An 18057-nucleotide genomic window follows, 5' to 3' on the forward strand; every position below is an offset into this window, starting at 1 on the left:
AGGATTATCATGGAAACAGTGCAGCATACGACTTGGCGACAACGTTTAGAGGCTTATTACTACCTTTGTCGTTTTGATAAACCAATTGGCACAGAGCTGGTATTTTGGCCAACCATGTGGGCATTATGGATTGCATCTAAAGGAATTCCTGACCTTAAAATCCTGCTTGTGATGATTTTAGGTGTCATTTTTATGCGTGCCGCTGGCTGTGCCATTAATGATTTTGCTGACCGTAAGGTAGATGCTCATGTGGAGCGAACCAAAACGCGTCCTTTAGCAACAGGAGTGATCCGTGCTAGAGAGGCTGTCTTTGTTTTTCTGGCTTTGGTGCTGGCAAGTGCTGCCTTGTTATTTTTTCTGCCGATTGAATCATTTTACTGGTCTTTTGGGGCTTTATTCTTGGCGTTTATCTATCCTTTTATGAAGCGCTATACCAATTTACCGCAAGTATTTTTAGGTGCAGCATTCTCGTGGTCAATTCCAATGGCGTATACGGCTGTTGGGCAAACGCCTGATTTAACTTGCTGGCTGCTTTATTTTGGTAATCTGGCCTGGACAGTGGCCTACGATACCCAATATGCGATTACCGATCGTGAATATGATCTAAAGATTGGGGTGAAATCGACGGCCATTTTATTTGGTCGCTATGATATCCAGATGATCGGTCTGCTTCAGTTAATGAGTCTGATCTTGATTGGCAGTGCCTTATATCTCGAAAATCTTTTGTTGCCTTTTGGCTTGATTGTCTTGGGTATTGTTGCCGTTGATTTTATTTATCAGGCGATGAAAACCAAAGATCGTGATCCACAAATCTGTTTTTGGGCATTCCGTCACAATCGTTGGGTCGGGTTGATTATCTTTATTGGAATTTTTTTAGAATTAATAGCTTAATCTGACTGTATAGTTGAAAAGTGTCCTATGCAGGGCACTTTTTTTATGCCTTAATAAGCTGGCATGTAGTTTCATGCACAAAAATAACACCAACACTAAAAGGATATTTTATGAAACGGTCGAAGATTGCATTGGCGATGACGTTCTCAATTTCTGCATTATTTTTAACCGCATGTAATGACGATAATGATAGTTATACGGGCGGGGATTCAAACAAAACATATTTATCGGAAACCACTTATTCCAAGGATAAAGTGGATAATGCCTCATCAATCAAAATCATGACTTATAACATGGACAATGTCCAAGGGCGGACTGCCAAAGCAACAGCATTGGTAATGTTTCCGAAAGTAGCTCAGCCTGCTGACGGTTATCGTGTGGTGGTGTGGGAGCATGGTACGGTTGGGGTAGGTGATAGCTGCGCCCCAAGTAACAATACCGTGAACCCTCGGTTTAAAATCCTCGCTGATACTTTATTGGCGGCAGGTTATGTCGTCATTGCACCAGATTATGAGGGTTTGGGGACTCCTGGAATTCATCCATATCTAAACTTGGGCAGTGAAGCTAAGTCTGCCATTGCAGCGGTAAAAGCAGCCAAAGATCATTATGGAACGAAACTTAACGGACAATGGATGTCTATTGGTCAGTCCCAAGGTGGCCATGCTTCATTAGGTACGGCTGAGTTTGCCAATAATGATGCCAACTATAAAGGCGCTGTCGCTGGGGCGCCTGCTTCTAGCCTTGGCTATATCATTTCTGTTGTGGCGCCACAGGCGATTGCAAATATTCTTAAGCAGGAACAAGCTGGTCTTGCACCAGTAGGCACAGCTGTTGAAGTATATGCGGAACTACTTGCTTACGCTGCATATACCACTGTGGGTATTACAGCTTATGAACCTAAATTTAATTATAGAGAAATTTTTCAGGATCGCTCTCGTGCAATTGCTGAGTTTGCTGAAGGTACTACAGGTGAAAATGGCATCTGTTTAGAAGATTTACATAATAAGTTTGCAGCGGATATTCGTGACTTTATCAGTAAGGATACCACTAAGACCGTTTTAGATTATCCAGGCTTAGCAGGCAACTTCCAAGAAAATCCAACCGTGAAAAAATTTCTAGCAGATAACCAACCTGCGACCAAGAAAATTAATACACCTGTCATGATTATTCAAGGTAAGCTAGATATGGCTGTTCCTTATGACGTGACAAATGCTTTGCAAAATGGATTAAAAGCCTTAGGTACAAAAGTTGAATTCTTAGGGGTTGATGGAGCAAGTCATACACAGGCTATTGTATGCAAAAATGCTCAAGCATATGGATTTATTCAAGCGAATATGTCGGCAGGTACGGGTATTGTACTGACGGATGCCCAGAAAGATGCCAGCCAAAGCCCTCACTGTACAGGTAAATTCTAAGGTTTTCATTTAGCTAGAAATTTGCTTTAAAAAAAGAGTCTCTTTATCGAGGCTCTTTTTTGTTATATTGTTGCATTCTTAAAATTGATGTCGTTTGAGTTTAAAGCCGCTATGAGCCAGCAACCTGTTGAAAAAAAATCAGTCCCTTGGTTATTGATGGGGTTAGGATTATTGATCCCTATTTTTATTGTAGGTATGGCTTTCCTGGCAGCAAAAAGTGATGCGCAGACCAAAAAGAAATATGATCAGCAACATGCAGAAATCGCCAAAAAGTTTGAACAGCAGAAAAGTGCTGAGCAAGCAGAAAAAGCTGAATAATTTCTTTCCAGATCTTTTGTTATCGAATATCCATCTGTAACTGTTTTACAGATGGAATCTGGGTATAACGTTGAACCTGATAACCAGCCTCTTGCAACATCTGATCACGTTTTTTATCTTCGGATTCCTTTCCTATATGGCTCGGGTCATCTAGTTCAATAATCGCCAGTACTTTCATGTCCTGATCTAAAACCACAAAGTCGGTGACCTTACGATTGAACTTACTGCGAATTTTATAATGATCGCTGGTAATCAAGGCACTAAAGGCCACTTGAGCAAGTACGTGATGCTGTGGAAAGGCTTGTTGCAGACGAATAAACATCCGTGATTCGAAATTTGTAATGACAGGACGTGCGAAAAATTTCTGTTTGGGAAAGAAGGGGCGTAGGCAGCTATAAAGCAGCCAAGCTGTGCTGATCAAGCCAATAGTCAGGAAAAGGAGATGATTCGATTGAAACATAGATTTAATAGCGTACAAAGAAAAAACCCACTCGATAAGAGTGGGTTTTTTAGAATCTTGGCTCTCCCACCTGGGCTCGAACCAGGGACCTGCGGATTAACAGTCCGTCGCTCTACCGACTGAGCTATGGGAGAATCTGGAACGAATTCTAGGGCTTAAATGCAGGTCCGTCAAGTAAAATGAGTATGAATAATAATCGCTTAACAAAAATATTGTGGATTAGCGGGCAACCTGATTACATTGTGCCAGTTCAGGAGAGCGTGCATCCCAGCTGGCACCTGCCGAGTTTTTATAATAACTAATCTTGCCAATACGCAGTACAAGGCTTTGACAAGAATCTACCGATAAAGCATTGCCCCAAGGACCAGACATGCTACATACCTTTCCATTACACTTCCAGACCACATTGGGACCATTCTCAATCGAAACGGTCACGGTACCTTTATAGCTGGAACCAGCATACCAGGTGGTTTGAGCTGCCATCGCTGGGCTACAGAAAAATATTGCACACAACAGGATTTTTTTCATTATTTGCTATCCCTAATATAATAATGAAATTTTATTTTAGATGATAAAAAGAGCTGCGGCTTAAATTTGTACGATATTCAACATGAAATGAACAGATTCACCGTAATTCAAATGAAGCATTATTTTTTATAGACTTAAAAATAAAAAGCCCAGATCAATGATCTGGGCTTTTAGAATCTTGGCTCTCCCACCTGGGCTCGAACCAGGGACCTGCGGATTAACAGTCCGTCGCTCTACCGACTGAGCTATGGGAGAATCTGAGTGCCATTATAGGCAGCTTTTAAAATCGGTCAAGATAAAAATGTCATGTTTCCTTCATTTTTGTGTTGTATGCTTTTTATTTGCACAATTACGCGAAAGTAGGAAAAATAACTTGAACTTTGATCAGGCTGTTGCTAGATTCGAATTAGAAAGAACGTTTAGATATTCATCTAAACAGTGTGGATTTAACCCTACTTGCCAGCACTAAAATGGCTAAACCGGAGGTCGAAATGACTATTCTTAATATTCAATCTATTTTTTCAAACTTTTCTTTTTATCAAGACCATTATCTTCAAATCATTCAGGATCCGGCGCAATATTATACGCCAGTCGAACATGCATTCTTAAATACCTTTCCTTTTAAGCAACAAGCCTTGTATTTGGGTGATTTATTGCAATTATGGTTTGGCAATAAATGGAAAATTCAGAATGTTAATAACCTGCTAGCCCAAAAAAATACCTCCACACTTGATCAGAATTCCCCCCTGTATTTATTTCAATTGGGTGGCGAACTCTTTTTAGGCGCAAATACTGCATTGGCATGGTCGGTCGCAGAACAGAAGGTGGTTAGCGTACAAGTGAAAAGTATCTGGCAATATGCGGTGTTCAGCCATTTGTGCATTCGACCAAAGCTGTTTAAACAAAATAAAGCCATTGCATAGGGCTATGATGAAATAGCCCATTGGCTTTCATTTCGGTTTATGGGCGAATAATCATGCAGGTTGCAGTCGCATGTGCATAGAGTTTGCCATCGGCATCAACAATTTTACCTTCGGAAATACCTAAATTTTTACTGATATTAATTATATTTCCAGTGGCAATGAGCTTCTGATTTCTTGGAACAGGGCGGCACATTTTAATATTAAGATCAATGGTGCCGTAACCCACACCAGCTTCTAAAAGGGTATGCACAGCACAACCTGTTACCGAGTCCAGTACCGTTGCAGCAAAACCTCCATGCACACCTCCGAGAGGATTCAGGTGTCGTTCATCGGCCTCTACTTCAAATTTGATATAACCTTCCGCAACTTCAATGGGTTGCATGGGAATGGTTTGGCTAATACTGGCGGGTGGAATTTTCCCTTCACACATGGCGGTTAAAAACTCAAGTCCATTCATTTGTTTTGGATGTTTCATCTTATATTTCCTTTTGTAGTTCCAAAATAGAACTTGTTGATAACATAGCCTTGAGAGATCAGGCTGTCAATATCGCGCATCTATTCGCTGAGTATTTTGTAAATTCTAAGTTACTCGCGAAATGCTTTGTTTTATGATGTTTATAAATGTCTTATAACAATTTTGAATAAAAGGTAAATTTATAATGAACGGACAATGTGTATGTGGCGAAACCACTTTTGAAGTTGAATTAAGTAATCATGATGTGCATGCCCTTGCGACGTATACGTCTCATGTTCCATTTGTCGTAGACAGACCAGTGGCGTGATTATGACGCTTGATGTCGAACAGGGCAGTCTAAAATTTTTGAAGCAGGATCGTTTAGCAATTTACAACTCATCGAAATGGGGAGAGCGTGGTTTTTGTAATGCGTGTGAAACAAATTTGTTTTGGCGCACTAAAGATCAAAATTATTGCAATATCAATGTATTTTCTTTGAATGAACCACCACAAGATCTGAATTTGGATCTGGAAATTTATATTGATTGTAAACCGGATTTTTATACGTTTCAGAATCAGACCAAGAAGATGACAGAGGCAGAGGTCATTGCACTCTTTAATTCGGATAAATAATTTCATTAATATTTAATACTTTGAGATTTTTTTATCTTTCTAGAAAATTAGCTCAATAAAATTTAATGGATTAAAATGATTTTATTTTATTAATATTCCTTTTTTAATTTATATTAACGATTCATCACTAATAAAGGAGATGAATTGTTCTTCTTTATATTTATTTGATTTATGTAATTGTTTAATAATAATTTAATTTTTTAATTTTAAACTTTTTTGCTGATAGTATCAGGTTAAGTTGGCCATTGTAGAACAATATTAAAACTCGCTAATTTTAATGAGATTGATTAAAATCATCTAAAAACTAATAGCCTTAAATTATTGATAGAAAATGACACAGACTAAACCTCTTATAGCAATCGATCTTGGAACCAGTAACTCTCTTGTTGGTATTTTTGAAAATGGCCAGTCAAGACTTATTGAAAATCCTTATGGGATGAAAATTACTCCTTCAGCTATTGCAATGGATGATCAGGGACAAATCCTGATTGGACAAGCAGCATTAGAGTTAAGAGGTAGTGGAAGGGAAGTGTTGACTAGCTTTAAACGTCTGATGGGAACTTCAAAAAAATTAAAACTAGGCCAACAAAACTTTTCAGCAGTTGAATTATCTTCGTTAATTCTAAAATCGCTTAAACAGGATGTAGAGCAAGCGTTGCAATGTGAGGTTGAAGAAGCAGTCATCACAGTTCCAGCTTATTTTAACGATATTCAACGACAAGCAACGATATCTGCTGCTGCACTTGCAGGGTTAAAAGTTAGCCGACTTATCAATGAACCTACTGCTGCAGCACTAGCATATGGTTTAGGTCAAACAGAAGATAGTTGCTTCTTAATTTTTGATTTAGGGGGAGGTACATTTGATGTTTCTATCGTTGAATTGTTTGACGGTATAACTGAGGTCAGGGCGAGTGCAGGGGATAATTATCTAGGGGGAGATGACTTTGTTCAATTGTTGATGAAACAATTTTGGAAACAGCATGCATCTATTTTTGGTTTCACTGAAAATACCATTCCATTTGATATAGAAACAGCTTTAAAAGCAAGAGCACAACATAGCCTCCACGTTTTAAGTAAAGAAGCAAGAACACAGTTATCATTTAAATGGAAAGATAAAGAAGCAACACTTGAAATTACTCAAGATCAATTTGCTACTTGGGCAGAACCATTATTGCTACGCTTACGCCGTCCCTTAGAACGTGCTTTGAGAGATGCTAGAGTTTTACCTCAACAGGTTGACCAAATTATTATGGTGGGTGGAGCTACTCGTATTCCTGCTGTAAGGAAGCTTGTGACAAAATTGTTTGGACGTTTTCCATCAACTAGTATTCAACCAGATGAGGCAATTGTCAGAGGGGCGTGCGTTCAAGCAGGGTTAAAAGCGAAAGATTTATCCTTGAAAGAAGTGGTGCTGACAGATGTATGTCCATTTAGCTTGGGGATCGCAGTTGGAAATGATGAGCAGTTTTCGCCTATTTTAGAACGCAATATTGTGATCCCTGCCAGTAAAGTAAATACTTATACCGCGATGCAAAAAGGACAGAGAGAGATTTACGTTAAGATTTATCAGGGTGAGCATCGTCTGTGTAAGGAAAATATTTTTTTAGGTGAGCTTAAAGTTTTATTACCTCAAAATAATGATTACTTATCTATTGATGTGCGCTTCTCATATAATCCCAATGGTATTCTGGAAGTTGACATAGATGTTCCGATCACAGGGGAGAAGCTCCAGAAAGTTGTTGTCAATCATCAAAACGTAATGACTGCAGAGCAAATTGAAAATGCACGTAAACAACTGCAAGAACTAAAAATACATCCCCGTGATACATTAATGAATAAGAGCTTATTGTTACGAGCTGAGCGTTTATATAGTGAATATACGGGGGATCTTCGTTTACAGATTGGAGATCGCACCCAGCATTTTAATCATATCTTAAATCAACAAGATGATAGGCAAATACGCGAAGCCCAACAATATTTTGAGGCTTTTCTCAATGAGATTGAAGATTTAAGTTTATTTGAAGAATATTAAGCCATTCCCCTTGTATTACTTTTATATTGAATTAATACAAGGGGGTTATAGGCTGGAGGCAATAAGTTTTTTTGCTTGAAAACTTTGGTATAAAAAGTAAATCAAAGCAACTGGTATAATAATTGAATATAAGGTTCCTATAAATAAAGAAGTATAAGTTAAATATTTAAGTGTGGAAGAAAGATGTTTAGCACTAAATCCTGTAATTATGATACTCGCTAAAATTAGACAAGCTGCATATATGAAAGGTTGTGATGATGAATTGAGTAAAAAATAACTAAAGCCCACAATCCATAGTAATCTAAAAAAAATAATACCAATGCTTTTATAGATAACTTGATTCTCGGTGATGCTGGAATCTTCTTTGTTGTATCCAAAAATATGAAAGAGAGGGCGGAATGATTCTGGGAAAAATAAAAAACTTATTGGAATAAGACTGTAAACCATTAACCAAATATGATTAGGTTCTCCAATGATAAAAAAGAAGGAAATAAAGAAAAGGCTAAGCGATATTAAGCCAATATTGATCATCCATGTATCAAAATGTATAAAAGCACTTTGTTCTATTTTATTCATAAATGGTGTTGCATCTAATAACAAGACACCCAGTAATCCAATCGAGCAGAGAAACCAACTATAGCTTAGGAGTTGATGTATAAGTTCTGGGAATACCGGGGTAAAACAACAAAGTAGAAATCCACTTAAACACCAATATTTTAAATATTGTGCTAATATTTTTTCATAATTAGAATGGCTTAAAATTTTGGCATTGATAGTGGGTTGTAATACAAATATAAATATAAAGCTAAGAATAGAAGTAATTAAAGAATTGATTAAGAAATGACTATTAGGGTTAATGAAAAAATTAAAAAGCACGAAAGTGACGAGAGCAAATAATACATTAATAATATTAAATTTTTTAATTTCACATAAGCTCTTAATAAACATGAAATTTATGTTATTTTGAGTATTGAAAATTTGTAAGCTATCAATAATTTCAAAAGCGGAATGATTTGGAGAAAATTTGCTGAAATCTTTTTTTAATTTTAGCATTTTAAAGAAGTTAAGCTGCTGTTCTCCTGAAAGATCTCTCAGAAGTTCAAGCTTTTCAACAGGTAGTTTTGTCAAAAATTGGCGTCTAGAAAGATAATTATTTAGTTTTTCATGTAATAAAGCTGAATAATAGGACTGGTTATATTGATGAATATCTTCAGGATAGGTTGCTTGCCATAATTCTAGGAATCTGAAATATTCTGATTGTAAATAAGATGTTTCAATTTCAGCTAAAGGGGCTTGGAGCTGATCCTTGATCTGAATCTGTTGACTTAGAGGAATATCAAATTGTTGATTAAGTAGATAACTAAATTTTTCAAATGTTGTATCGCTAATATCTTTATTCCAAAGTTGTTCTACGACCTCATCAAGAACTGTAATTAAAGGATTTACATTGTTCTGGCTTGTTTCAATAACCTCTGCTGCATATATAGTTTTCTCATCTTCAGCATAATTGGACGAATCTAAAAAATGGATATCACTTTCTGAGAAAATATAAAGAAAATCAGATAAATCATTTTCTTTTAATATATCAATGGCTTGATTTGTGAATTGTTTTTCTATATTTATATCATTAAATGCTTTGAGTTCATTTTTAAAATGAATTAGTTCATGACGGATATCGAAATGAATGTCCTGAGTTATAATATGATGCTGTATTTTTTTTAAACTTAGTTCAAAAGATGGCTGATTTGAATTTTCGGACTGAGTGTTCTTTTCAGATTCTGTCTCTATTGACTCAAATATTGATTCTGAATCTTGATCATCATAATTATTAGTTAAATGGTCTGCTTCGAATTGGGCAATTTCTAATGCTTCTCTGAGACGGATAAATTCTTCTGGCTGATTATCTTGATCTATTAACTTAAGCTGTTTGGCATATGCTCTTTTTATTTCTCGATGATTGTCTGTTGGTTCAATTCCTAATCGTTGCCAAGCTGTCATTTTTTATACTCAATGTACATTTAATGAAGAAAAATTTATGAAAAGAATAATACATTTAGTATTGTTTTAATACTAGAGTAAGACCAAACCAGCTTAAATAATTACTCATCCTTTAAAAGCTCATATTAAATTTATAATCTTAAAAAAATAGATAATCTAGCAATAAAAAAAGCTTCCATCTGGAAGCTTTTTTACAGCAGAACTTATTTTGCCGCTTTTTCAGCTTCGATTGAGGCAATGGCAGCGTCTACGCCCTCAATTGAATCAGCTGCTTTTTTGATACGGGCTAAGGCATCAACCAGCACTTCATCCGCAGTTGCATAAGAGATACGCATAAAACCGCCTAAACCGAATGCATCACCAGGAACTACGGCAACACCAGTTTCTTCAAGTAACCATTCAGAGAATTCTGTGCAAGATTTTAAACCTTTGGCACGAATCAATGGACGGATGTTGGCGTAGGCATAGAAAGCACCATCAGCAGGTAAGCAAGAAATACCTTTGATGTCATTTAAGCCATTTACGACTAAGTCATGACGGCGTTTGAATGCTTCAATCATCGGTTTTAAAACGTCTTGTGGACCATTCAATGCTGCTTCAGCCGCAACTTGTGAAATTGAAGTTGGGTTAGACGTTGATTGAGACTGGATTTTTTTCATTGCGCCAATGATTTTCGCAGGGCCCGCTGCGTAACCAATACGCCAGCCTGTCATTGCATAAGCTTTAGACACACCGTTTAAAACGATGGTGCGGTCATATAAGTCTGGCGCAACTGTTGCAATGTTGTAGAACTCATCTTCCCAACGGATTGGTTCGTACATGTCATCAGAGGCAACGAATACTTGTGGGTGACGACGTAATACTTCAGCCAAAGCTTCCAGTTCAGCTTTGCTGTAGATCATGCCAGTCGGGTTCGATGGGCTGTTTAAGACCACTAAACGTGTATTTGGAGTAATTGCCGCTTCTAGTTGTTCTGGGGTGATTTTGAAATGTTGTTCTTCACCACATTTCACGATGACAGGCGTACCTTCCGCAATGATTACCATATCTGGATAGCTGACCCAGAACGGCGCAGGAATAATCACTTCATCGCCTTTGTTTAACAAAGCCAGTGCAAGGTTAAAGAAACTTTGTTTACCACCACAAGACACCAGAATCTGGTTGGCTTGATAATCGAGATTATTATCGCGTTTAAGTTTTGCAATAATTGCTTTTTTTAAGCTTGGAGTACCGTCTACCGCTGTATATTTGGTGAAACCTTTATTAATGGCTTCAATGGCAGCATCTTTGATGTGTTGAGGTGTATCGAAGTCTGGTTCGCCTGCGCCTAAACCAATCACGTTTTTACCTGCAGCTTTTAACTCAGCAGCCTTGTTGGTTACTGCAAGTGTAGGGGACGGTTTGATAGCATTGACACGATCAGAGAGACGTACGTCCACGGCATTATTCCTTCTTATGGGATTAAAAAATAAAAAGCAGCTTATCTTAGCCTAATTAGACTTCATTGTGGCCGAAACTTGCCTTAATCGCATAAAAAGTTACCAAAATTTAGTTCTTGCAGGCTTTCTATTTTTTTACATATTTTATTTTTATCAAATGCATAAAAATCCATTACAATAGTGGCTAGAAATCTAGATTTCGAGAGAATTTCAATGAGTACCCAGCAACCTAAAGCAAAAAAAGCTTTAGTGAAATTACCCTTCCCGATGCCATCTGCTCAGGATGATTCTGAGGATGCGGCGCATAATCAGGTTCGTCCAAAACCTGAGCAATACGCAGATCGTACCTGGATGCCACCACGCGGCACACGCCGTTCGATGGGGAAGCGTTAAGAGAAAAGCCAATCAATCTGATTGGCTTTTTTGTTTTTTTAATGGCGATTTAATGGATGTTGTATTTCTAGTTCACCACGCCACAGCTTGATAAAATCATATTCATCAATATCGTAAAGCTCCATCAAGGCAATAATCACACTGACAAAAATCATTGCGCCTTCCGACTTGTCATGGAAATTAAAAATCTTGCCGTTGAGCTTGCCGAGAATATCGCTGATTTCATGTTCACGGCCACGACCATAGCGGTCACGTGGATAAAGCTCTTCATTTAAAACTACTAGGGCAATGGCTTTTTCGGCTGCCGTTAAAGTGGTTTTATCCAGTGCCTCTTCAAAAGATTCATAACCATGATTGAAGTAGAAAATTAACTCATCATTAATAAAGGCCTGCACCGTGGCTGCGGTGAGGTTGGGGAACTGGGAAACTGCATCTTCTTCAATATAAGGGCGGAATGATTCGGGAAAAATCACATTGGAATGGATGCCTTTAAATAATGGTGCGATTTCAGAGACTTTATAACCGGCGATACCACAACCTAGAGCCGTCAAAAAGTATTTCATTTTTGCATGGTTCTTGGCATAGATTTTGAAATCATCGACATAATGCTCGATCTGGGCGAGTGGCATTTGTTGTAAATGTTCATTCAAGGTGGGTATTGCAAAGCTTTGTCCAGCCCAACCACGACCAACCCCTGTGACTGCTGCAAAGTGCTGTGCTGCAACGCGGGCGGCGCCGCTGTCGTGTATACCCGCCAGATTACTGCCAAAAACAAAGACTGTATCTTCTGGGAGTTCCGTTACAATTGTTTCGTCGTGGTATTGGTAAGACATATTTTTACCATTGAAATCGAGTATAACTTCATGTTGCAGTTGATTAGGCAGATGGTCAAGTAAAATCTACCAAATTGCATGGCACAAAAGATTTCATAAAATCATCGATGCAACACTTTAAATCAATAACATTTTCCCCCATAAATAGAGATTAAGTTTTAGTGTAGGAATGAGCTTGTGAGCGAAAACCAGCCTTTTGAGTTAGTCACCAATTATCAACCTGCGGGCGATCAACCTCAGGCCATTGAGAAATTGGTCAGTGGTATTAACCAGGGTTTTCGTAATCAGTTGCTGCTTGGGGTAACCGGTTCAGGTAAAACCTATACCATGGCCAATGTGATTGCCCAAACCCAACGTCCAACGATTGTGATGGCACATAACAAAACCCTTGCAGCTCAGCTTTACGGTGAGTTCAAGGCCTTCTTTCCGAACAATGCGGTAGAGTATTTCGTCAGTTACTATGATTACTACCAGCCTGAAGCGTATGTGCCATCCTCAGATACCTTTATTGAAAAAGATTCGGCGATCAATGATCACATTGACCAGATGCGCTTGTCTGCGACGCGTGCTTTATTAGAGCGTCGTGATGCGATTATCGTGGCTTCGGTTTCTGCGATTTATGGTCTGGGTGATCCAAATGCCTATATGCAAATGCTGTTGCATATCGTGCAAGGTGATCGGGTCAGCCGCGATGACATTATTCGCCGTCTGGTGGAAATGCAATACACCCGCAATGAGCTGGAATTCCTGCGCGGTACATATCGTATTCGCGGTGAAATTATTGATATTTTCCCTGCGGAATCGGATAAGGATGCAATTCGGGTCGAATTATTTGATGATGAGGTCGATTCGATTCGCTGGTTTGATCCATTGACCGGAAAACTGGTACGTAAAGTTCCGCGGGTAACGATTTATCCAAAAAGTCACTATGTTACGCCGAAGGACCATTTAACCCGTGCTATTGATACTATTAAAGATGAGTTGAAAGACCAACTGAAATTTTTCAAGGATCATGACAAATTACTGGAAGCGCAACGTATTGAACAGCGGACCCGTTATGATCTGGAAATGATGCAACAGCTCGGTTATACCAACGGGATCGAGAACTATTCACGCCATTTGTCTGGTCGTACCGCAGGTGAGGCGCCGCCAACTTTATTTGATTATGTGCCTGAAGATGCCTTGCTGATTATTGATGAGTCGCATGTGACGGTACCTCAGATTGGTGCAATGTATAAAGGTGACCGTTCACGTAAAGAAAATCTGGTCAATTATGGTTTCCGTTTGCCGAGCGCCTTGGACAACCGTCCAATGAAATTCGAAGAGTGGGAGCGGATCGTTCCGACCACGGTGTTTGTGAGCGCAACGCCAGCACATTATGAACTGGAAAAATCCGAGCAAATTGTGGAGCAGGTGGTTCGTCCGACGGGGCTGATTGATCCCGAGATTGAAGTACGTCCGGTGTTGACCCAGGTCGATGATGTCTTGTCCGAGATCAATATTCGTAAACAGCTGAATGAACGTGTGCTGGTGACCACCTTGACCAAACGTATGGCAGAGGATCTAACCTCCTATCTCAAAGAGTATGGGATTAAAGTCGCTTATCTGCATTCGGATATTGATACGGTGGAACGGGTCAAGATTATCCATGAATTACGTACTGGCGTGCATGATGTACTGGTCGGGATTAACTTGTTGCGTGAAGGTCTGGATATGCCCGAAGTTTCTCTGGTGGCGATTCTGGATGCTGATAAGGAAGGTTTCCTGCGTTCAGAGCGTTCATTGATCCAGACCATTGGGCGTGCTGCACGTAATGTGAAGGGTAAAGCGATTTTATATGCAGACCGGATTACCGACTCCATGCGTAAGGCCATGGATGAAACCGAACGTCGTCGGAACAAGCAGATCGAATTTAATGAAGCACATGGCATTACCCCGCGTAGTGCAGTCCGTCAGGCGATTAAGGAAATTGATACCGGTGAAGTGCTGACTGATGAAGAAATAGATGAAAATGTACTTGAGCAGGCGCAAGCGGTCAGTGCGGATGAACGGCATTTATTGTCTGATCCAAAACTGTTTGCAAAACATATCAGTAAACTGGAAAAGGAAATGCTGAAAGCCTCGAAAGAGCTACAGTTTGAGCAGGCAGCACGATTGCGTGATGAAATCGTGCGTTTGAAAGCACACATGTTGCAATCTTAATTGCGCAGAGAAACCCTCAAAAGTGATACATATCGCAACAGTTTTTGTTTATTAAATAGGCTATTTTGAAGTGCTAAGTATATGACTATTGATAACAAATTTTGTTTTGAGGATTTCTCATGCCATTGATTAAGAATTTCCCGAAAGCCAGTTGGCGTTTAACAAAGATTGCAGTGGGTGGGGTGGTTTTAACTGGGTTAGCGGTTGGGACCATTGCTTATGCACAGGCAAAACCTTTACCGACTGTTGAAAAAGTAGAACTGGATAAATATCTGGGTGTCTGGTATGAAGTCGCCCGAAAACCGATGTTCTTCGAACGAAAGTGTGTCTATAACATTACTGCCACTTATACCCTCAATGAAAATGGCAATATTGTAGTTGATAATAAATGCTATGACAGTGAAGGAAATCTACAGCAAAGTGTGGGTGAAGCTTTTGTTGCCAATGCACCATTTAATACCAAGTTACGGGTGAGTTTTTTACCTGAGGTGGTGCGCTGGGTGCCGATGGCACGTGGCGATTACTGGATTTTGAAACTGGATAATGATTATCAAACCGTACTGGTAGGAGAGCCGCGCCGTAAATATTTATGGGTATTGTCGCGAACACCGAACCCCCATAAAGACACCATTCATGAATATTTAAATTATGCGAAATCACTGGGCTATAATATTAGTGATGTGATTTATCCTGAACATCGTTAGAATAGAATAGACTTGTTTAAAAACCATGCATGCATGGTTTTTTTATTTTTAGATAGTGGATAAATCACGTATTTTTTTAAATTTCCCCATGTAGAGGTTCAAAGTGGTTAAAGGTATCGCTTATTCAGTTTTGGCTTCTATCACATTTGGGGTGTTATATTTTTATACCCAACTGCTGGGTGCACTGGACAGTGAGCAGACCTTTGGCTGGCGGATTATTGCGACCTTGCCGGTTTTAACCCTGTTTATGTGGTTGACTGGCGATTTGATCCATATCAAAACCATCTTTAAAAGAATTTTAAAAAAGCCGATTTTATTAATTTTTCTAATGACCACTTCGGTCCTGACCTCAGCGCAGTTATGGCTGTTCCTGTGGGCACCCATGCATGGACGGGGTTTGCAGGTGTCATTAGGTTATTTTCTTTTGCCACTGGTGTTGGTCCTTGCTGGAAGTTTTCTGTACGGTGAGAAACTGTCTAAATTCCAGTATGTCGCTGTATCTTTTGCGGTATTTGGAGTGGGACATGAGATCTGGCGTCTAGGCAGCATGGCCTGGGAAACTGCACTTGTTGCACTGGGTTATGCAGCCTATTTCATTCTGCGTAAAAAAATCCAGACAGATAATCTGGGCGGCTTCTGGTGGGATCTGTTGATTATTCTTCCGGTCGCCATCTTCTTTACTCAAACTGGCGATGCTTCTTTTACCAAGTTTCTCGAACATCCAGGTCTGATTCTTGTTGTGATCGGTCTGGGATTATTAAGTGCCATTGGTTTAGGCAGCTATATTCTGGCCAGCCGTTATTTGCCACTGATTATTTTTGGTTTGCTGGGCTATCTGGAACCGGTGCTGCTGGCGCTGGCATCTTTGGTCATGGGAGAGAAAATTGGCGCAGAAGAGTGGCTGACTTATATCCCCATCTGGTTAGCGGTGCTGGTATTGGTGATTGAGGGAGCAGTCCATCTTTATCAGCAAAATCAGCGTAAAAAACAGTTGGCACTCAATCTGCAGCAGTATTCGAAACGTGTCGATTTGAACGATAAGAGCTAAAAAATCCGCGAATACGACAGGAATTATCAGTAAAACTGTTATGGCTGTGATGTAAATCACAGCTATTATGATGAAAGAAAAAGATTTTTACCTAAATTCACAAAAATAATTATAGGTATTTTATGAATTTATAGTCAATTAGGACAAAATCTTAGCTCGTTGAGCAGCTTTTGATTCAATCTTGATGATAATTCTATTACAATTATGGCGTTTTAAAAATTCACGCCCAGTATATATAAATTAGAGGACGTAACAGTGAGCAAAGACACTATCATTGCCCTACACGCAGAACACCAAGGTCGTTGGAAAAACCGTGAAGAAATCGCGGAACGTATGATTACCTTAATCGGTCAATTATACCGTGAGAAAAATATTGTTGTTTCTGTTTACGGCCGTTCTTTAATTAACCGTTCAGTGATCCAGATTTTAAAAACGCATCGTCGTACACGTATGCTTGATGTTGAACTTTCTGTGGTGAATACCTTCCCGATTCTGGAAGCGTTAATGAAAGTTGAAAACATCGGTTCTGCTGAAGTGGATATCGGTAAACTTGCGGTTGAATATAAAAATGCAGGCGGTGATGTAGACGCTTTTGTTGCTAACGCTGTTGCTTCAATTCAAGGTAACCCAACTGCTGGCGCGCCTAAAGATGTTGTACTTTACGGTTTTGGACGTATCGGTCGTATCTTGGCTCGTTTAATCATTAGCCAGTCTGGTTTAGGACGTGGTTTAAGCCTTAAAGCTATCGTGGTCCGTAAATCATCTGATGGTGACTTGGCGAAACGTGCTTCATTATTACGTCGTGACTCTATTCACGGTACCTTTGACGGTACGATTTCTGTAGATGAAGAAAACGAAGCAATCATTGCCAATGGTCAGTTCATCAAAGTGATTTATGCATCAAGCCCAAGTGAAGTGGACTACACTGCTTATGGTATCGAAAATGCACTTTTGATCGACAATACCGGTAAATGGCGTGATGCTGAAGGCCTGAGCCAACACTTGCAATGTGCAGGCGTTGCGCGTGTTGTATTAACAGCACCAAGTAAAGGTGAAATGAAGAACGTTGTATTTGGTGTGAACAACGGCGATATCCTGGATGAAGACAAAATCATCTCTGCTGCAAGCTGCACAACTAACGCAATTACCCCTGTATTAAAAGTTTTAGACGACAAATACAAAGTATTGAATGGTCACGTTGAAACCGTTCACTCTTTCACAAACGACCAGAACTTAATTGATAACTATCATAAAGCTGACCGTCGTGGCCGTGCTGCAACGTTGAACATGGTGATCACTGAAACTGGTGCTGCTAAAGCGGTTGCGAAAGCTTTACCTGGCTTAAAAGGCAAGTTAACAGGTAACTCTGTTCGCGTTCCAACACCAAACGTTTCGCTTGCCATCTTGAACTTAAACTTAGAGAAGGAAATTGATCGTGAAGAAGTGAACGAATACATTCGTCAAATCTCGATCAACTCGAAGTTACAAGGTCAGATCGGTTATACCAACTCGACTGAAGTGGTATCAAGTGACTTTATCGGTTCACGTACAGCAGGTGTGTTTGATGCGCAAGCAACCATCGCTTCTGGTACACGCTTAACTGCTTATGTTTGGTACGATAACGAAGTCGGTTATAGCTGTCAGGTATTACGTATTGCTGAACAAATGTGTGGCGTAAGCTATACCAAAGTTCCTGCTGAAACAAATGCATAATTTGTTTGCATCGCAATAAAAAAAGCCCGGTTTTAAACTGGGCTTTTTTAATGACTGTACAGAATATATGCTG

The 18057-nt window shown here is 39.4% G+C and carries 16 protein-coding genes, 2 tRNA genes and 1 pseudogene; 11 read left to right on the forward strand and 8 right to left on the reverse strand.

Going from position 1 to position 18057, the window contains the following annotated elements; translation table 11 throughout:
- The first annotated feature begins 9 nt into the window (after positions 1-9).
- The 3 genes from ubiA to IEV39_RS01140 all read left to right on the forward strand — a co-directional run bounded on the left by ubiA (position 10) and on the right by IEV39_RS01140 (position 2624).
- Positions 10-891, forward strand: a complete 882-nt coding sequence (ubiA, locus tag IEV39_RS01130) for a 4-hydroxybenzoate octaprenyltransferase (protein ID WP_005287929.1) — start codon at positions 10-12, stop codon at positions 889-891.
- Positions 892-1001: 110 nt separating this feature from the next.
- Positions 1002-2306 carry an alpha/beta hydrolase family protein gene (locus IEV39_RS01135; RefSeq protein WP_005287927.1) on the forward strand — a complete coding sequence of 435 codons (1305 nt, stop codon included), beginning with the start codon at positions 1002-1004 and terminating at the stop codon, positions 2304-2306.
- A gap of 111 nt (positions 2307-2417) precedes the next feature.
- A complete protein-coding gene (locus tag IEV39_RS01140; protein WP_005287925.1) occupies positions 2418-2624 on the forward strand; it encodes a hypothetical protein in 207 nt (68 codons plus the stop codon).
- 19 nt (positions 2625-2643) lie between these two features.
- On the opposite strand, the gene IEV39_RS01145 is transcribed toward IEV39_RS01140, so the two are convergent.
- The 4 genes from IEV39_RS01145 to IEV39_RS01160 all read right to left on the reverse strand — a co-directional run bounded on the left by IEV39_RS01145 (position 2644) and on the right by IEV39_RS01160 (position 3867).
- Positions 2644-3084 carry a DUF2726 domain-containing protein gene (locus IEV39_RS01145; protein WP_032883180.1) on the reverse strand — a complete coding sequence of 147 codons (441 nt, stop codon included), beginning with the start codon at positions 3082-3084 and terminating at the stop codon, positions 2644-2646.
- 58 nt (positions 3085-3142) lie between these two features.
- Positions 3143-3218 (reverse strand) — tRNA-Asn (locus IEV39_RS01150).
- An 85-nt stretch (positions 3219-3303) separates the two neighbouring features.
- Complete coding sequence (locus IEV39_RS01155; protein WP_005287919.1) at positions 3304-3612, reverse strand: DUF8200 family protein; 309 nt, start codon at positions 3610-3612, stop codon at positions 3304-3306.
- Positions 3613-3791: 179 nt separating this feature from the next.
- Positions 3792-3867 (reverse strand) — tRNA-Asn (locus IEV39_RS01160).
- 236 nt (positions 3868-4103) lie between these two features.
- On the opposite strand from IEV39_RS01160, the gene IEV39_RS01165 reads away from it, so the two are divergent.
- Positions 4104-4535 (forward strand): hypothetical protein, encoded by a 432-nt coding sequence (locus tag IEV39_RS01165; protein WP_005287916.1) that lies wholly within the window; start codon positions 4104-4106, stop codon positions 4533-4535.
- A gap of 37 nt (positions 4536-4572) precedes the next feature.
- Here the strand turns inward: IEV39_RS01165 and IEV39_RS01170 are convergent, their stop codons facing one another.
- Positions 4573-5010, reverse strand: coding sequence for a PaaI family thioesterase (locus IEV39_RS01170; RefSeq protein ID WP_005287913.1), 438 nt, complete (start codon positions 5008-5010; stop codon positions 4573-4575).
- Positions 5011-5194: 184 nt separating this feature from the next.
- Here IEV39_RS01170 and IEV39_RS01175 point away from each other — a divergent pair.
- Together IEV39_RS01175 and IEV39_RS01180 are read left to right on the forward strand one after the other, a co-directional pair.
- Positions 5195-5622: pseudogene (locus IEV39_RS01175) on the forward strand (GFA family protein).
- A 331-nt stretch (positions 5623-5953) separates the two neighbouring features.
- Entirely contained in the window at positions 5954-7654 is a 1701-nt protein-coding gene (locus tag IEV39_RS01180) for an Hsp70 family protein (protein ID WP_005287904.1), read from the forward strand.
- 45 nt (positions 7655-7699) lie between these two features.
- Here the strand turns inward: IEV39_RS01180 and IEV39_RS01185 are convergent, their stop codons facing one another.
- Both IEV39_RS01185 and IEV39_RS01190 read right to left on the reverse strand, forming a co-directional pair.
- Complete coding sequence (locus IEV39_RS01185) at positions 7700-9652, reverse strand: hypothetical protein (protein ID WP_005287901.1); 1953 nt, start codon at positions 9650-9652, stop codon at positions 7700-7702.
- Positions 9653-9855: 203 nt separating this feature from the next.
- Positions 9856-11091, reverse strand: a complete 1236-nt coding sequence (locus tag IEV39_RS01190) for a pyridoxal phosphate-dependent aminotransferase (RefSeq protein ID WP_005287898.1) — start codon at positions 11089-11091, stop codon at positions 9856-9858.
- Between the two features lie 213 nt (positions 11092-11304).
- Here IEV39_RS01190 and IEV39_RS01195 point away from each other — a divergent pair, with 213 nt between their 5' ends.
- The gene (locus IEV39_RS01195; protein ID WP_005231643.1) at positions 11305-11484 is read left to right on the forward strand and encodes a hypothetical protein; all 180 of its coding nucleotides are present in this window, start codon (positions 11305-11307) and stop codon (positions 11482-11484) included.
- A gap of 38 nt (positions 11485-11522) precedes the next feature.
- On the opposite strand, the gene IEV39_RS01200 is transcribed toward IEV39_RS01195, so the two are convergent.
- The gene (locus tag IEV39_RS01200) at positions 11523-12317 is read right to left on the reverse strand and encodes an A1S_2505 family phage non-structural protein (RefSeq protein ID WP_005287895.1); all 795 of its coding nucleotides are present in this window, start codon (positions 12315-12317) and stop codon (positions 11523-11525) included.
- 177 nt (positions 12318-12494) lie between these two features.
- On the opposite strand from IEV39_RS01200, the gene uvrB reads away from it, so the two are divergent.
- The 4 genes from uvrB to IEV39_RS01220 all read left to right on the forward strand — a co-directional run bounded on the left by uvrB (position 12495) and on the right by IEV39_RS01220 (position 17984).
- Positions 12495-14519: an excinuclease ABC subunit UvrB gene (uvrB, locus tag IEV39_RS01205; RefSeq protein WP_005287890.1), complete on the forward strand. Its 2025-nt coding sequence runs from the start codon at positions 12495-12497 to the stop codon at positions 14517-14519.
- A 119-nt stretch (positions 14520-14638) separates the two neighbouring features.
- Positions 14639-15223 (forward strand): lipocalin family protein, encoded by a 585-nt coding sequence (locus tag IEV39_RS01210; RefSeq protein ID WP_005231640.1) that lies wholly within the window; start codon positions 14639-14641, stop codon positions 15221-15223.
- A gap of 103 nt (positions 15224-15326) precedes the next feature.
- The gene (gene rarD, locus IEV39_RS01215) at positions 15327-16271 is read left to right on the forward strand and encodes an EamA family transporter RarD (protein ID WP_005287887.1); all 945 of its coding nucleotides are present in this window, start codon (positions 15327-15329) and stop codon (positions 16269-16271) included.
- 255 nt (positions 16272-16526) lie between these two features.
- A complete protein-coding gene (locus tag IEV39_RS01220; protein ID WP_005231638.1) occupies positions 16527-17984 on the forward strand; it encodes a glyceraldehyde-3-phosphate dehydrogenase in 1458 nt (485 codons plus the stop codon).
- The last annotated feature ends 73 nt before the right edge of the window (positions 17985-18057 follow it).

Origin of the sequence: Acinetobacter courvalinii (assembly GCF_014635545.1) — a bacterium.
GTDB lineage: Bacteria > Pseudomonadota > Gammaproteobacteria > Pseudomonadales > Moraxellaceae > Acinetobacter > Acinetobacter courvalinii.

What these genes read in the sequence shown, in the direction of transcription:
- ubiA (WP_005287929.1), top strand. Translation starts at nt 10, where the DNA reads ATGGAAACAGTGCAGCATACGACTTGGCGACAACGTTTAGAGGCTTAT.
- IEV39_RS01135 (WP_005287927.1), top strand. Translation starts at nt 1,002, where the DNA reads ATGAAACGGTCGAAGATTGCATTGGCGATGACGTTCTCAATTTCTGCA.
- IEV39_RS01140 (WP_005287925.1), top strand. Translation starts at nt 2,418, where the DNA reads ATGAGCCAGCAACCTGTTGAAAAAAAATCAGTCCCTTGGTTATTGATG.
- IEV39_RS01145 (WP_032883180.1), bottom strand. Translation starts at nt 3,084, where the DNA reads ATGTTTCAATCGAATCATCTCCTTTTCCTGACTATTGGCTTGATCAGC.
- IEV39_RS01155 (WP_005287919.1), bottom strand. Translation starts at nt 3,612, where the DNA reads ATGAAAAAAATCCTGTTGTGTGCAATATTTTTCTGTAGCCCAGCGATG.
- IEV39_RS01165 (WP_005287916.1), top strand. Translation starts at nt 4,104, where the DNA reads ATGACTATTCTTAATATTCAATCTATTTTTTCAAACTTTTCTTTTTAT.
- IEV39_RS01170 (WP_005287913.1), bottom strand. Translation starts at nt 5,010, where the DNA reads ATGAAACATCCAAAACAAATGAATGGACTTGAGTTTTTAACCGCCATG.
- IEV39_RS01180 (WP_005287904.1), top strand. Translation starts at nt 5,954, where the DNA reads ATGACACAGACTAAACCTCTTATAGCAATCGATCTTGGAACCAGTAAC.
- IEV39_RS01185 (WP_005287901.1), bottom strand. Translation starts at nt 9,652, where the DNA reads ATGACAGCTTGGCAACGATTAGGAATTGAACCAACAGACAATCATCGA.
- IEV39_RS01195 (WP_005231643.1), top strand. Translation starts at nt 11,305, where the DNA reads ATGAGTACCCAGCAACCTAAAGCAAAAAAAGCTTTAGTGAAATTACCC.
- IEV39_RS01200 (WP_005287895.1), bottom strand. Translation starts at nt 12,317, where the DNA reads ATGTCTTACCAATACCACGACGAAACAATTGTAACGGAACTCCCAGAA.
- IEV39_RS01210 (WP_005231640.1), top strand. Translation starts at nt 14,639, where the DNA reads ATGCCATTGATTAAGAATTTCCCGAAAGCCAGTTGGCGTTTAACAAAG.